General features: G+C 34.1%; 16 protein-coding genes. 14 read left to right on the top strand and 2 right to left on the bottom strand.

What is annotated here, in order from left to right; all coding sequences use genetic code 11:
- Window positions 1-668: 668 nt before the first annotated feature.
- From BCELL_RS13700 to BCELL_RS13660, 9 genes are all read left to right on the top strand, one after another.
- Complete coding sequence (locus tag BCELL_RS13700) at window positions 669-1,196, top strand: MauE/DoxX family redox-associated membrane protein (RefSeq protein WP_013489350.1); 528 nt, start codon at window positions 669-671, stop codon at window positions 1,194-1,196.
- A complete protein-coding gene (locus BCELL_RS13695) occupies window positions 1,193-1,780 on the top strand; it encodes a TlpA family protein disulfide reductase (protein ID WP_013489349.1) in 588 nt (195 codons plus the stop codon). The genes BCELL_RS13700 and BCELL_RS13695 overlap by 4 nt, the downstream gene beginning before the upstream one ends.
- Window positions 1,781-2,005: 225 nt before the next feature.
- Window positions 2,006-3,793, top strand: coding sequence for an ABC transporter ATP-binding protein (locus BCELL_RS13690; RefSeq protein WP_013489348.1), 1,788 nt, complete (start codon window positions 2,006-2,008; stop codon window positions 3,791-3,793).
- A 68-nt stretch (window positions 3,794-3,861) separates the two neighbouring features.
- On the top strand, window positions 3,862-5,217 hold the full coding sequence (locus BCELL_RS13685) for an ABC transporter permease (protein WP_013489347.1): 1,356 nt from the start codon (window positions 3,862-3,864) through the stop codon (window positions 5,215-5,217).
- Window positions 5,218-5,231: 14 nt separating this feature from the next.
- Window positions 5,232-6,587, top strand: a complete 1,356-nt coding sequence (locus BCELL_RS13680) for an ABC transporter permease (protein WP_013489346.1) — start codon at window positions 5,232-5,234, stop codon at window positions 6,585-6,587.
- 10 nt (window positions 6,588-6,597) lie between these two features.
- Complete coding sequence (locus BCELL_RS13675) at window positions 6,598-7,269, top strand: ABC transporter ATP-binding protein (RefSeq protein WP_013489345.1); 672 nt, start codon at window positions 6,598-6,600, stop codon at window positions 7,267-7,269.
- Between the two features lie 97 nt (window positions 7,270-7,366).
- Window positions 7,367-7,615 carry a YuzB family protein gene (locus BCELL_RS13670; RefSeq protein ID WP_013489344.1) on the top strand — a complete coding sequence of 83 codons (249 nt, stop codon included), beginning with the start codon at window positions 7,367-7,369 and terminating at the stop codon, window positions 7,613-7,615.
- Between the two features lie 327 nt (window positions 7,616-7,942).
- Window positions 7,943-8,434, top strand: a complete 492-nt coding sequence (locus tag BCELL_RS13665) for a fasciclin domain-containing protein (protein ID WP_013489343.1) — start codon at window positions 7,943-7,945, stop codon at window positions 8,432-8,434.
- Window positions 8,435-8,721: 287 nt separating this feature from the next.
- A complete protein-coding gene (locus tag BCELL_RS13660) occupies window positions 8,722-9,927 on the top strand; it encodes a S8 family peptidase (protein ID WP_013489342.1) in 1,206 nt (401 codons plus the stop codon).
- A gap of 296 nt (window positions 9,928-10,223) precedes the next feature.
- On the opposite strand, the gene BCELL_RS13655 is transcribed toward BCELL_RS13660, so the two are convergent.
- Complete coding sequence (locus BCELL_RS13655) at window positions 10,224-11,399, bottom strand: tyrosine-type recombinase/integrase (protein ID WP_013489341.1); 1,176 nt, start codon at window positions 11,397-11,399, stop codon at window positions 10,224-10,226.
- A 21-nt stretch (window positions 11,400-11,420) separates the two neighbouring features.
- Window positions 11,421-12,140 (bottom strand): helix-turn-helix domain-containing protein, encoded by a 720-nt coding sequence (locus tag BCELL_RS21685; protein ID WP_013489340.1) that lies wholly within the window; start codon window positions 12,138-12,140, stop codon window positions 11,421-11,423.
- A 147-nt stretch (window positions 12,141-12,287) separates the two neighbouring features.
- Between BCELL_RS21685 and BCELL_RS13645 the strand changes: the two genes are divergently transcribed.
- The 5 genes from BCELL_RS13645 (at window position 12,288) to BCELL_RS13625 (ending at window position 14,017) form a co-directional block, all read left to right on the top strand.
- Entirely contained in the window at window positions 12,288-12,530 is a 243-nt protein-coding gene (locus BCELL_RS13645; protein WP_013489339.1) for a helix-turn-helix transcriptional regulator, read from the top strand.
- 49 nt (window positions 12,531-12,579) lie between these two features.
- A complete protein-coding gene (locus BCELL_RS13640; RefSeq protein WP_013489338.1) occupies window positions 12,580-12,795 on the top strand; it encodes a helix-turn-helix domain-containing protein in 216 nt (71 codons plus the stop codon).
- A 25-nt stretch (window positions 12,796-12,820) separates the two neighbouring features.
- A complete protein-coding gene (locus BCELL_RS13635; RefSeq protein ID WP_013489337.1) occupies window positions 12,821-13,132 on the top strand; it encodes a hypothetical protein in 312 nt (103 codons plus the stop codon).
- Between the two features lies 1 nt (window position 13,133).
- Complete coding sequence (locus BCELL_RS13630) at window positions 13,134-13,535, top strand: hypothetical protein (protein ID WP_013489336.1); 402 nt, start codon at window positions 13,134-13,136, stop codon at window positions 13,533-13,535.
- Window positions 13,536-13,783: 248 nt separating this feature from the next.
- Entirely contained in the window at window positions 13,784-14,017 is a 234-nt protein-coding gene (locus BCELL_RS13625; RefSeq protein WP_013489335.1) for a hypothetical protein, read from the top strand.
- The last annotated feature ends 39 nt before the right edge of the window (window positions 14,018-14,056 follow it).

Raw genomic sequence — 14,056 nt, 5'->3', positions numbered from 1 at the left:
TGTATTGCAATGGTTACGCTCGTCGCGCGCCTGATAGGATAAACCCACTCCTATCAGGCTTTTAAACGATTGTGACGGCTACGCACATTGCTTAGGGACACTGGAAAAGTGAAATAATGGATTTTTGGACTGGTGCAGAAGATCTACCAATCTCTGGATTTTTAATACGTGCTACGATTGTTTATGTTAATATTTTTATACTCATAAAAAAGATTTTTGTGAATGGGAAGTAATTTTAGTCGTATCATATTATAGTGAAATGTAGCAGCCATCGAGGACAATTAAAGTCATAGCAAGCAGAAATGAGGTGATTACAGGAGTCATCTCATTTTTATTTGAGATTCTAGTCAACAGGTGTGAATAATCGGTTAGAGTTAGGGGCATTTTCTGAAGACATTACAGTAAAAATAAATTTTAAAATCTACTAATTCTCAATATTATGGTAATATTTAACTATTTTATTATATTTTTACTAGTTAATAAGATATATTTTATTTGTTCTCTATTGTAAACGATTACATTTAGAGTTAACTTTTTAATATAAACTTTATTTCCGGTGACATGGAATGAATAGTATTAATACGTGGAATCAGCAAATCTAAAAATGATACTACTGTACTAACTGTTAACTTTACAAACTAGAATTACAAAGGAGGGTCACGTTAGTAGTGAGTATTTATGTTTTTTTTCAAGTATTCTTAATAGTTATATTTATTATTTCAGGTATTTCTAAGCTAATCTCTATAAGTAATTTTATAGATACAATCAAAGAGTTAGGTTTCTCAAAAAAATTTTCATCTGTAATTGCAATAATGTTATCGTTATTAGAAGTGGTTGTTGGAGTATCTTTGTTGTTTCCAGCTATATTTTTGTTATCATTTATCGGAATATTCACACTAATTATTTGCTTTTCGATTGCAACGTGGAAATCATTTCATATTGTAGATAAAGTCAATTGTAACTGTTTTGGAACATTAGCCGATGAATCGTTAGGCTTAGGAAGTGTTCTAAAAATATTAATATTATTTTTTATTACGGTGTGGTTGTTAATAAACTATAATCACATATCCATTTGGAGTCACTCTTCTCTTGAGATTATTACTTCTGTCATGATAACTATCTCAACTATTATTATATATAGCTTTTTACTCTTATTAAAAAAATTTAATAAAAACATGAAAGGTGAATACTTATGATAGATATATTTATAATCTCGCATTTCGTATTATGGACATTGTTGATTGTTGTTTCGATAGCTTTGATCATTTTATTTAAGACTGTGCAAAATCTTAAAATGGCGGAAAAAAGAAATCTTGTAAATGAAGAAGAGTTTCTACCACGAAGAGATTCTGGTTTACCAGTTGGTGATTTATTCCCAAAATTAGAAATACAAACTTTAGAAAATAAAACGATTAATATTAACCAGAAAGGAGTTTTGGGGTCTATTGTCATTTTTAGCTCAACAACATGTAGTGTATGTGATGAAGTGTACCCAGATTTGACATCGTTTTCAAAAATGAATCCAGAATTACCAGTTTTTCTCTTTTCGGAAGGTGAAAAAAATGAGCTTGATAAAAAAATAAAAGATTTTGAAATAGATGTTCCTATTCACTTAATAACGAACGATGACCTGATTAAAACTAAAACGAATGTGTTTCCATTTGCCTATTTTTTATCACCAGAGGGATACGTGTTATCAAAGGGTGTTATTAATAACGCACAAGGTGATTTGAATATCTTAATTAAAATGGCAGATGGAAATGAGGGTTTAGCAGTATAAAAGTTAGATTTTTGAAAGGAGGTGAGAATTATGTGCACACGTAGCAATTATTGCACTCGGGATATCTGTAACCCAGTAAGAGGAATTAAAATTCGCATTATAACTGAAAGATGTCCAGGTGAAAGATATGAGAGAATTATTCGAAGAGAATGTAATTGCTAATATTTATCAACCAAGGATATACAATTTTGTATATCCTTGGTAGTCTTATAGAAGGAGATAAAGATGGGTGATACTACTTTAAGTGGAAAAAGTAATAGTAGATTAGTATTTCAATATATACTAAAAATGATACCTATATTAATGAAAATTTCCCCCTCACTACTCCTATTAACAATTTGCTTAAGAGTGTTACAAATTGGAGTGCCATTGATTCAAGTATATTTAACAACAATATTAGTTGAGCAAGTAACTTTAGTAACACAATTTGGCGTAGGAGAAATGAGAAGGGCAATTATAATTTTACTAATACAATTTTTGTTTCTTTTTATTTCTACCTTACTAAAATCTTTTAATAGATATCTTATGTCAAAATTAAATTATAAAACCAAATATTATTTTGACCGTTTAGTAGCAGAAAAAGCTTCTAGACTTCCATTGGTGCTATATGAAAACGCTGATTACTATAATCAACTGGAGAGAGCCAGTGGTCAATCTGAGAGAGCAATGTCATTTGTTGACAACTGTTTTTCAATTATTCAGAACGCTGTTACTATAACTGGATTTTTGGTTATTTTATTTTCTTTTCATTGGGGACTAGCTCTTAGTCTCATAACAATTATTTTTCCTTCATTAATTGTAAATATTAAAACTGGAAAATGGAGATTTCAACAAATGCTCCAGCAAACCCCAGCGGAACGAAAATCTATGTATTTACTGGATTTATTAAGTACAAGGCAAGCTGCAAAGGAAATAAGAATTTTTGGATTGAAGGATTTTTTAACTACTCGTTGGAGTTATATATACTGGAAGAATGCTAGAGAAAAACTAAGTTTAGATAAAAAAACTGAAATTTATATCTCGTTTGTAGATCTTAGTGGAATAGTTGTTAATACTCTTGCTGCAGCATTTTTAATTTGGCTAGGTGCACTAGGGAGAGTGACGATCGGGCATTATGTAGCATTAACACAAGCACTAATACAAGTTCATACTATGTTGGATGAGATTGCACATAAAGTTGCTAATGTTTATGAGGATGCTCTTTATACTAGTACGTTATTTTCTTTTCTGTCTCTTCCAACAGAGAACTCCGAGGAAAAAAATAGTCTACCATTTCCTAATATTATCAATGCCATTTCGGTAAATGGTGTATCATTTTCTTATCCATCACATGAGAAAAACGTATTAGACAATGTATCATTTAGTATTAACCCTGGAGAAAAAATTGCTATTGTAGGTGAAAATGGCTCAGGTAAAACTACGTTGGCAAAATGTCTACTAGGTTTGTATAAACCGTTAAGAGGAGAAATTTTAATTAACGAATTAGACCTAGCAGATATAAATAAAGAAGAGCTAAGAAAATACATGACAGCAGTATTTCAAGACTTTGTTCAATACCAGTTTACGGCTAAAGATAATATAGCTGTAGGTAAACCTGAATTAGTTAATAACGTAGAAAGAATTAAAAGCGCTGCTCAGATATCAGGTGCGCATAAATTTATTACTCAACTGGACAAAGGCTATGATACAGAATTAGGACCTTATTTTTTTGGTGGCCAAGAAATATCTCTGGGCCAATGGCAAAAGGTTGCTATTAGTAGAGCATTTTTGAGGAATGCGGAAATTATTGTGTTAGATGAGCCAACAGCTTCTTTAGATCCTATTTCTGAGGCAGAAATTTTCAATGATTTTATGAGGCTATCTCAAGGTAAAACGGCCATTTTCATTACCCATCGCCTCGGAAGCTGTAAACTAGCAGATCGTATACTAGTATTAAAAGAGGGGAGATTAATAGAGGAAGGAAAACACGAGGAACTTATTGCAGTGAATGGAGAGTATCATAAAATGTTTTAAAAACAAGCAAAGTGGTACGAAGAGGATGAAATAGCTATGAGTAAATTGTAATTTAAGGAGCGATTAACATGAACTTTATTCGTAGAGCAATACAAAGTGTCATTGTAAGAAAGGGTAAAAACTTGTTATTGTTCCTTATTCTTTTCTTTATTTATAATCTTGTTTTAACTAGTTTAGCCATTCAATCTAGTGTTCAGCAAATAAATATGGATACGAGAGAAAGTATAGGGAATGAAGTCATTCTAGAGTTTAACAACGCAGCTAACACCGATGTTAATGAAGCACCGGTTAATGTGGAAGAGGCTACATCATTAAAAACAAACGACTTGGTCACTGCATACAACTATAAATCAGCCGTACCAAGTATTGCAGAAGGTTTCTCCCCCGTAAGTCATACAGAAAGTACGGAAAATGATGGGGATAGTATAGAGGAACATTTTGAACAACCTAATATATACATAGAAGCTCTATTATTTTCTGAATATGCACAAGGGTTTGAGAGGGAGCTGGAAACATTAATAGATGGGCGCCATATTACAGATGAAGATGAGAAAAATAATGTAGTGGTTATAGAAAAAAACCTTGCTATACATAATGATCTAGAAGTAGGAGATACACTATCATTAAAGCCACTTCATGAAAATACGAGTCATCCATTTGAGATTGTTGGAATTTATGAAACGAAACAAAGGCCGGACCCGAATCATCCTTTTTTTTCATTGGATATGTCAAGCCCTTATAATAAAATCTATATCCCTTATACAGAGGCTCGTTATTTTGATGATAGATTAACAGAAGGACTAGTGTGGGAGGTCGTTTTCTATTTAAAAAGTGGCAAATATATTGACCAATTTATTGAAGATGCTAGAGCTGAGAGTCCAGTAGATTTTGGTCTTTTTCATATGTATGCCAGTGATGATCTTTTTTCTTACATAACAGGTGCTATAGGGAATGTTGCCTCCTTCTCGACTATTATGTTGTATATTGTTACTGGTGCGGGAGCAATGATCATTTGCTTGATTATCATGATTTCTTTAAAAGAGAGAACAAAGGAGATTGGCATTTTATTTTCGTTAGGTGAAAGTCGATTGAAGATCATCGGTCAAATCCTCTCTGAAGTAATAATTATTGCTATTATCGCATTTAGCTTGTCGGTTGTTTCAGGTCAAGCAATATCCCAATCAATAGCCAACTATTTGCTTGATCGGGAGTTAACAGTAGAAGAGGAAGTACCATTAATGGAGCAAAACATGTTAATAACGGAATCGATTGAGAGGCACGATGAACTGAATGTTCAATTATCACTACCTATCATTATTACGTATGCATTCTCAAGTCTATTTATTATTTGCATCGCGATTATTATTCCAGCATTCATGCTATTAAGATATGAACCAAGATCAATACTAATAAAACATGATTGATAGGGGGAGAAGTGATGAACTTTTTTATGAGGGCTATTTGGAGCTTGTGGGGAAATAAAAGAAGAAGTCTCATACTTTTAATCACTTTATTTGTTCTTGGAAATCTCATTCTCGCAGGACTTTCTATACAAGCAGCGACGAAACAATCTAGTGAATGGGCGAAAGAAAAATTGGGGACAAACGTGACATTAAAATATGATTATGTAAAAGCCGTTCAATCTGCAGGGATGAACGATGCAATACCATATGAGCTCATTCCTATGGAAGAAATAGAATTATTAGGAAGCATAGATTACGTTACAGAATATCACTTTTTCGATACGATAGAATATGTCGCCAGTAATTTTGAACCAGTGGAAACAGAATCTGACCTAGACCAGTATGATTATCAACGAGCAGAAAATATTGGAGTGCAATTCGTAAATAAGACACAATTATCGCCTGAATTTTATAATGGAACAAATGTGCTGTTGGAAGGTAGACACTTATCAGAGGATGATATAGGAAAGAATCTGGCGTTGATAGAAAACACGATCGCAAACGAAAATGACATCAATATAGGAGATTCAATAGAATTAGCAAATAAATTTTTAGATGATTTATCTTTAGAAGTCGTCGGTATTTATGAAACCTCGGTAGTATTGGATAGCTCGGTTACCTATGTTCAGCATCGATTGCCGTGGAATCAAGTATATACACCATTCACAGAACCACTTACGAATGATAGCTTAATGGTGGAGGCAGTGTTTTATTTTGACAGCGTTTCGAATATGGCACCGTTCATCGAGAAGGCGAAACAAACAAGCTCATTGGACTTCGATCATTTCTCTCTTATGACGAGTACAGATTACTACGAAGAAATGGCGGGACCACTCGAAATGGTGAGTGATTTATCTAATACTATGGTGAATATTGTACTACTATCAAGTTTCGTCATATTAATATTATTGATGATGCTATTTGTGAAGGGACGTATTCATGAAATTGGCGTTCTCATTTCATTAGGAGAAAGTAAAAGGAAAATTTTGGGGCAGCTTTGGGTTGAAGTGGCATTCCTTGTAGCTATAGCTTTTGCTTTATCAAGTATTTCAGGAAGCTTAATAGGCGAATATGTTGGAACGCATTTACTTGAACAAGAAGTTAGCTTAGTAAGAGAACCAGTAGGAACAGAGGAAGACTTTTTAAGAACACTAGGAATAGGTGGAGCTGAACATATCGAAATCATTAGTGATATCGATATAAGTATATCAGGAAGTGTTCTTTTATTATTAGGCGGAATTGGAGTATTACTCTCCATCATTTCCACTACAATACCAGCATTTTTTGTACTTAGACTAAATCCTAGAGACATAATCATTAAAAATGATTAGGAGGATAAAGATGAACACTATATTGGAATTCAATAACGTATCTTATTTTTATAAAGATGGAGAAGAGATCATTCACATATTAAAGGACGCAAACTGTTACTTTGAAAAAGGTAAACTATATGCGATGTTAGGTCCTTCTGGATCTGGGAAAACAACAGCAATTGCCTTAGCAGGAGGGCTTGATAAACCTAAAACAGGTAGTGTCTTATATAATGATAAAAGTATTCGTGACATTGGATATACAAAGTATAGACGGGCTAACAGAGCTATCGTATTTCAATCCTATAATCTCATACCATATTTAACTGCATTACAAAATGTCATTACAGGTATGGAAATTTCAGGGTCTAAAGACATAGATAAGAAAAAAACAGCGATGGACTTTTTAAATAAAGTAGGGTTAACGAGTGATGAAGCAAATCGTAATGTATTAAAGCTATCCGGAGGTCAGCAGCAACGCGTGGCGATAGCTAGAGCTTTAGCTTGTGATGTAGAATTAATTCTAGCTGATGAGCCAACTGGAAACTTAGATCAAGAGACAGCAGAAGGAATCATAAAAATATTTAAGGACTTGGCTCATAATGAGGGGAAATGTGTCATTATCGTTACACATGCACAAAACGTTGCGGAATCAGCTGACGAAGTGATCCGACTTAATAAAGGCCAATTTTATAGGGATTAGAGTTTAGAGAATGAAATAATTTTAAATAATGGACTATTTGTTTATAATGATATGATGACCATATATTTCAGTCATAAAGTAACCTGAGGTGATTTCGTTGGGGATTGTTGTTGTTGAAGTATGTTCGAGTAATTTCATTCATTCCATAGATATTGAAGGTATAATTGAAAGTGAATACCCAGAAGTAGCAGTTATAGAAAACACCTGTCTTTCGTTTTGTGGCATGTGTGCAAAAAGTCCCTTTGCTATCGTAAATGGAAAAAGAATCTTTGCGAAAACACCCGAAGAATGCTTAGAAAAAATAAAAAAGCAGATTGAGGCAGAGCTTGAAGCCTATTCATTATAAGAATAGAGTAACAAACGATTTAAAACTATTTTATATAAATTCCTCCAATAATTAAATTGAGGGAGTTTGTTATATTCTACTTGATTTGCCTTTAGTTAATTTAAACCTCGCTTAACGGTCACAAAATGATCGGTTGAGTGAGGTTTATTTTTATATATATTATTTTCAGACTAGGACTAATTTTTTACCATTTGAGGATAGATATTTTATTTAAGACAAATACTACATTTTAGATTACATAACGGAGGTGTCGCCGCTAACAAATAGGGATGTGGAGAGTTTCGTAATAAAAACTAAATTTTATGTAAAAAAAAGGAGGATTTAAAAATGAAAAAGGGTTATGTTGTTTTTTTACTTGTTTTCATGATGGCGTTACCGTTTGTCACCGGAGCATTAGCCGAGGAAAATACAGAAACTAGAAAGGATATTGTAGATACAGCTGTTGAAGCTGGAAACTTTAAGACGTTAGCGGCTGCACTAGAAAAAGCAGATTTAGTAGATGCATTAAAAGGGGACGGACCATATACAGTCTTTGCGCCAACGGATGAAGCATTTGAAAAACTACTAAAGGAATTAAATATCACACCGGAAGAACTTCTAGCTCGAAAGGATTTAAAAGATATCCTGCAATATCATGTTGTTGCTGATAAAGTGATGGCAAAGGATTTAAAGGATAAAATGAAGGTGAAAACATTATCAAAGAAAAAACTAACCATTACGTTGGATCCAGTTCGTGTCAATAATGCAAATGTTGTAAAAGCCGACGTTGAAACATCAAATGGTGTAATCCATGTTATTGATACAGTGTTAATACCGTAAGTACTAAATTAGTACATATGTTTTTAGTATCAATTTTTTAGCATGAATAGTAGCTGCTCCTAAGAAGGAGTGGCTTTTTTCATTGGGATGATTCTATTTGTCTTTTAACCTAGTAACTAAAGTGACAATTCACATTAATAATGTGAAATACCTACTCCTAGCGATGAACGATTTATCTATAAATTAAATGTATAACTAAATCTACTTTTCCTAGTACAACTACCGTTTCTTACAATAACTCCCTTGAATAGATTGAAAGAGACTAACTGAAAAGGAGATGTTTTTTAATGGCTCCGTTACAACAATTGGTAGTTTGCTTTAAGCCTAGGACTAAAAGGTCAAGTTGTTTAAAAATGCATAAAGAAATGAAAGCAAAGCTAGTGAAGGAAATGAAAGAAATTGGGATGCATGTTGTTCGCGTTCCGAATAATGAGGCTTCATCGTGTCTAACGAAATATGCCTCTTCTCCATCTGTGAGGTTTGTGGAAGAAGACCAATTTATACAAGTGGAACCAATATCGACAAGTAGTGATCTAGCTTCTATTAATAATAATACGAGCACGACAACAAATGATCCTTTACTTCAAAAGCAATGGGGATTAGAAAATGTAAACGCACAAGAAGCATGGGAGCTAGCAAATGTTTCTCCTATTTCATCAACGATTGCCATCCTTGATACAGGTGTAAGTCGTCATCATGAAGACTTGAGAGGTAAGGTAATCCACCAAGCAATTTTTTCAAACTCGTCGACGGTGGATGATGTACACGGTCATGGCACTCATGTTGCGGGAATAGCGGCTGCAATCACAAACAACGGAAACGGTATTGCAGGGATTAGCTATAATTCCGCAGGTATTATGAATATAAAAGTGATGGGTGACACTGGTGGTGGCACGATGAGTAATGTAGCAGAAGGGATAATCTACGCTACAAATCAGGGAGCGGATGTCATTAACTTGAGCTTAGGCTCCACAATGATCAGCGAAACGTTAAGGAGTGCCGTTAACTACGCGCATAACAATGGAGTTTTACTCGTTGGTGCAGCTGGAAACAATGCAACGAATATGGAACATTATCCTGCTGCTTACAATCAAGTACTTGCAGTTGCCGCGACGAACGAAACCAATGAGCTTACCTCGTTCTCCAATTATGGAACATGGGTTGAAATAGCTGCACCAGGACAAGAGATTGTTTCAACTTATATAAATGAAGAATCAGGAAATTCTCTATCGGAGTATAGTGCTGCATCAGGAACGTCACAAGCGGCACCATTCATTAGTGGTCTCGCTGCTTTAATAAAATCAACAACCCCCACGCTAAATAACAGAGAAATGAGAGTAATCCTTCAGCGAGCTGCAAATCAGTCTGTTTCAGGAGGACCTATTCGTTTTGGCAGAATTGATGCAAGGAGAGCAATACAGCTTGCTCTGAACATAGCAAATAATAATCCCCAGCAAAGAACTAATATCCCAGGATTGTGGTTGAATCTTTAACTGATATAAAACGACAGGTTGTTGGTCCTACCATCGTTCTATGTTCAAAATATAAGAAAAGCCCTTGTTTATCAAGGGCTTTTTGGTAGGTTTATGTATGGTGACCCGTACTGGGTTCGAACCAGTGACCTCCACCCTGTCAAAGTGGAGGGTGCATTTCTATTGTAACAGGTTGAGTCTATAAAGTGTTGTTATTTAAGGGTTTGTTTGTTACTGGTTATATCCATTCTATTTAATTGGGGGCGGTTTTATGGAATCTGCCCCCAATCCGCCCCCAAGCTTGTCCAAAAAAAAAGCTATTTAGCATTTGTATTACCAAAAATCGAATTCAATTTATTAGCTGCCTTTTCATCGGCCTCTCTAAGATAATGACCATAAATATTCATTGTTGTTTTTATATCAGCATGACCTAAGCGAGCGCTGATTGTTTTTGCATGTTCACCTTCGTTTATTAAAAGTGTTGCAGCTGTATGGCGAAGATCATGGAAGCGTATGTATTTGAATCCTTTACGCTTGAGAAACCTTCTCCACCAAGTTCCTACGGCTGTTGGGTAGAAAGGTTTGCCATTCCAACTGGAGAAGACATAGAAGTACTTACCACCTTCCCATAATTCTGCAGCTTGAATTCGTTCTTTACTCTTCGTGCGTTTGTATTTTTTAAATTCTTCTACTAAATACATTGGAATTGATACTTTCCTTATGGATGAATTGTTTTTTGGAGGACCTAAAACATATCCTTTTTCTTTTGTATACTGAAGAGAATGGTTTATGCTTATTGTACCTGCATCTAAATCGATATCATCCCACTGTAGCCCTAATATCTCTCCACGCCTTAAACCGGCCATCAATGCAGCTGTTACCATCAACTTTTGATGAATAGGCTCGTTCTTAAGTAATTCTAATAACTCAATTACTTCATCTTTTGTATAAACAGATGTTTTTTCTTGAGTAACTTTAGGTGGTTTAACACTTTCAACAGGATTATTTTTTATTATTATCCACTCTTTAGCCCTACTAAAAATATTTCTTAAAACACGATAGTGATACTTTATTGAAGATGATGAAAGTCCACCTTCTTTACCATCCTTACGTGCATTATCTTCTCCCAAGCAATCAAGATAATTGATTATATTAATTGGTTTGAATTCATCTAATTTTTTGTTCCCGAAAGTGGGGATTAAGTAATTATTAATAATCGATTTGTAGGTTTCGAGTGTTTTAGCACCTAGATGTTTCATCCCGTACTTAGTCTCCCATTCTTTCACGAAATCTTTAAATTTCATTTTAGATGGGTCAATATATTCACCCGCTTCAATTTCGGTTACAAATTCAGCAAGACGTTTCTTCGCTTCTGTTTTATTTTTTGCAGTAATGGTTTTCCGCTTTTTGATTCGTTTGCCGTCCTGATCCACACCAAGAGAAACTTCTAACCTCCATCTGTTATTTCCTCGATTTTCGACGTTACCAGCCAATAATCCCACCTCCTACATTATTTATTGTTCTTCTTGAAATAAAGCATCTAAGTAGGCAATTAAGAGTTTTCGCCGTTGATCGTTAAAAGTATGTTTTTTGTAAGTTGTGTTTTCGAGCCCGATAATTTCATCTAAGTCATATGAAACTGAACTTAATAAATTGTGCTTCATTGCAACTTCTTCCAGTTTTTTAAGTATCTGTTCCTTGTATTCTTCACTTGCATATTTTATAAGATTAGTCTTAACAGACTTAACACTGAAATACTTATTAAACTCATCTAAAGCATCGTAATTAAAGTCTGGATCATTTGCCTTTTCTTCGAGGAAATAATCAAAGGTTTTATTAAAATTATCATGTTCTCTACCAGTAAAGAAATCATCATTAAAAATAGGAATTAGGTCTTCAATTAACACATAATAAAACTCTCCATTAGTAGATAAATCATCAAGAACATTTTCTAATTTAGTATCAAGCTCCTCAATTCTTGCCTCGTAATCATTAATCGAAGTATATTCATCTTCACTGAAATGCCCGGCTTTAATCATTAACTTCTGATAACGAACAGACAGAGGTTCCGCCAATTTCCTTAATATATCAGGTGATGGAATTCCTTTTTGACCACTCTCCATTTTCGAAATATAAGAATGAGATACACCGGATCTTTTATCAAGTTCTCTCATAGTCAAATTCTTCTCTATTCTTAATGATTTTAGGTATAATCCAAACTCTTTAGGTTCCAATAGTAACGCCTCCTTTCACTTTATTATACATACCAAAGTATACAATTGATATAAAATAAATTCAAAAAATGCTTGAAAAAGTTAAAATAATGTTTTAGAATGGTTCCATAAGGGATTGCACTATAAGGGACAGAAGGTAGGTGAAATATGGTGAAAATCAACGTAAAAAAACCGGAGCTTAAAGAATTAATGATAAAAAAAGGTTTTAATCAAGCGAAATTAGGGAGGGAAATTGGTATAACAAAGTCTTACGTATCACAACTTGTAAATGGTAATACTAATCCTAGTCCTGTTCTAGCAAAGAAAATAACTGATAAATTAAATGTCAATTTTGATGATATTTTTTTTATCGAAAGTGGTTCCTTTAGTGTTAACACAAAAAGAAACTAAAACTAAGTTTTATATTTAAATAAACAACCCAATAAGGAGGTTGCCAATTATGGGGAAATCGACATCTAATCAATTGCCTATTCAAAGAACAACTTTAACAGCTCAGGAAGTAGCAGAATATCTCGGCCTAAGCATTCAATTTGTATATGTATTAGTTCAAGAAAAAAAATTACCTTGCATTCGAATTGGTAGAAGAGTTCTTTTTAAAAGAGATAGTATACAGCGATGGTTAAATGAGCAGGAGCATGGTGGGAGTATCTCCTAAGAAATATGTGAGGAGCGGGTGTCTAATGAATCCAATACCAAAATTCACACATGAGGATATAGAAAAACGGTACCTTCAATTTGTTAAAGAAGAATTTTTGTCAGATGAAGAAGGGGTTAAGCGTACAGAATTATTGCCGCAGTTTTGGGTTGTTACAGTTCCTACAAAAGATTTTAAAGTGGCCATCACCTGTGAGTGCAATAATCATTTTCATGGCATAGAAAAATGGTGTGCTGTTGTTGAGGAACCGAATGGAGAAAAGTCTAATTTCATGTTGTTTGAGGAGGAAATTGAAGCCTGGGCACAACGCGAAAGAGAATTAAGGGGGATTGAGTAAAGTGGCAGAAGTACTTACAAGGGAAGAGTTGCAGGAAGTTTTTAATAATGAATCACCTAAGAAAATTGAACAGTTAATACCTATTGAAAACATAACTTTAATTGATTTACTGAACTGTAACGCCTTTAATGCTTTAGCACAGCAAGCATGGAAAGGGAATGGACCAGACCGTGCCTTCTTAGCCGGTAATTTTGTATGGTTTGCTAAAAGATTTTTAGGTGTCCAGTACAAACATTACTTAGCTTGGGAAAGTGAAGTGAGAAAAGAGCAACATTCTTTAGATAACATTCATTCGGTTAAATGGGTGAATGAGGAAAAATGTTTTCATGTTCATTACAAGAAAACAAAGCATTTTAACAAAGAGTGGTATCACTATGATCCTGCTGATGAAACATGGTGGTAAACGTGTTATAAAGTACTAATTAACAACAGAGATAGAGTGACTTCACAAAAGTTTCTTAATCCTACGCCGTTAGTGGATTTTAAGAGGATAATTTCATGGATAATGTATCGATAATAATTATCCATCTATTATCCAAGGTTTTATCCATAAGCTAGTCAAAATTACAACTAGTTAAAATTGTGGTTTTTGCTGAACAACGTCCCCAATTATTGATAAACATTAATAACAAATTAAAGGGAGTGTGGTAAATGGCTTTAGAATATACTCAAGTTCAAAGGATAGCTAAGCAAGGTGAGTTGGTTCAATGTAAGGAGACTGGAGATATATGGAGTGTTGCCTTAACGTTCGATAATGGAGCGTTAATAGTTGGTGACACCTACGATGTAGCAGGGGATTATGATGGGATAACTATGGCACCTCATAGTTATTGGGTACTGAAGAAAATAGATCGTGGAACAAGAAATATAAACATAGGAAAATGATAATGCAGTCTAAACTCCTTGTCTTCTTAAATTAAATAA

This window comes from Evansella cellulosilytica DSM 2522 (assembly GCF_000177235.2).
GTDB classification, from domain to species: domain Bacteria; phylum Bacillota; class Bacilli; order Bacillales; family Salisediminibacteriaceae; genus Evansella; species Evansella cellulosilytica.
Note: the sequence above shows the minus strand (reverse complement) of the source record. Positions and strands in the feature narration are given on the sequence as shown.

Bases quoted from the DNA above. Each gene is read 5' to 3' on its own strand.
- BCELL_RS13695 (WP_013489349.1), top strand. From the start codon at position 1,193: ATGATAGATATATTTATAATCTCGCATTTCGTATTATGGACATTGTTG.
- BCELL_RS13690 (WP_013489348.1), top strand. From the start codon at position 2,006: ATGGGTGATACTACTTTAAGTGGAAAAAGTAATAGTAGATTAGTATTT.
- BCELL_RS13685 (WP_013489347.1), top strand. From the start codon at position 3,862: ATGAACTTTATTCGTAGAGCAATACAAAGTGTCATTGTAAGAAAGGGT.
- BCELL_RS13680 (WP_013489346.1), top strand. From the start codon at position 5,232: ATGAACTTTTTTATGAGGGCTATTTGGAGCTTGTGGGGAAATAAAAGA.
- BCELL_RS13675 (WP_013489345.1), top strand. From the start codon at position 6,598: ATGAACACTATATTGGAATTCAATAACGTATCTTATTTTTATAAAGAT.
- BCELL_RS13665 (WP_013489343.1), top strand. From the start codon at position 7,943: ATGAAAAAGGGTTATGTTGTTTTTTTACTTGTTTTCATGATGGCGTTA.
- BCELL_RS13660 (WP_013489342.1), top strand. From the start codon at position 8,722: ATGGCTCCGTTACAACAATTGGTAGTTTGCTTTAAGCCTAGGACTAAA.
- BCELL_RS13645 (WP_013489339.1), top strand. From the start codon at position 12,288: ATGGTGAAAATCAACGTAAAAAAACCGGAGCTTAAAGAATTAATGATA.
- BCELL_RS13640 (WP_013489338.1), top strand. From the start codon at position 12,580: ATGGGGAAATCGACATCTAATCAATTGCCTATTCAAAGAACAACTTTA.
- BCELL_RS13635 (WP_013489337.1), top strand. From the start codon at position 12,821: ATGAATCCAATACCAAAATTCACACATGAGGATATAGAAAAACGGTAC.
- BCELL_RS13625 (WP_013489335.1), top strand. From the start codon at position 13,784: ATGGCTTTAGAATATACTCAAGTTCAAAGGATAGCTAAGCAAGGTGAG.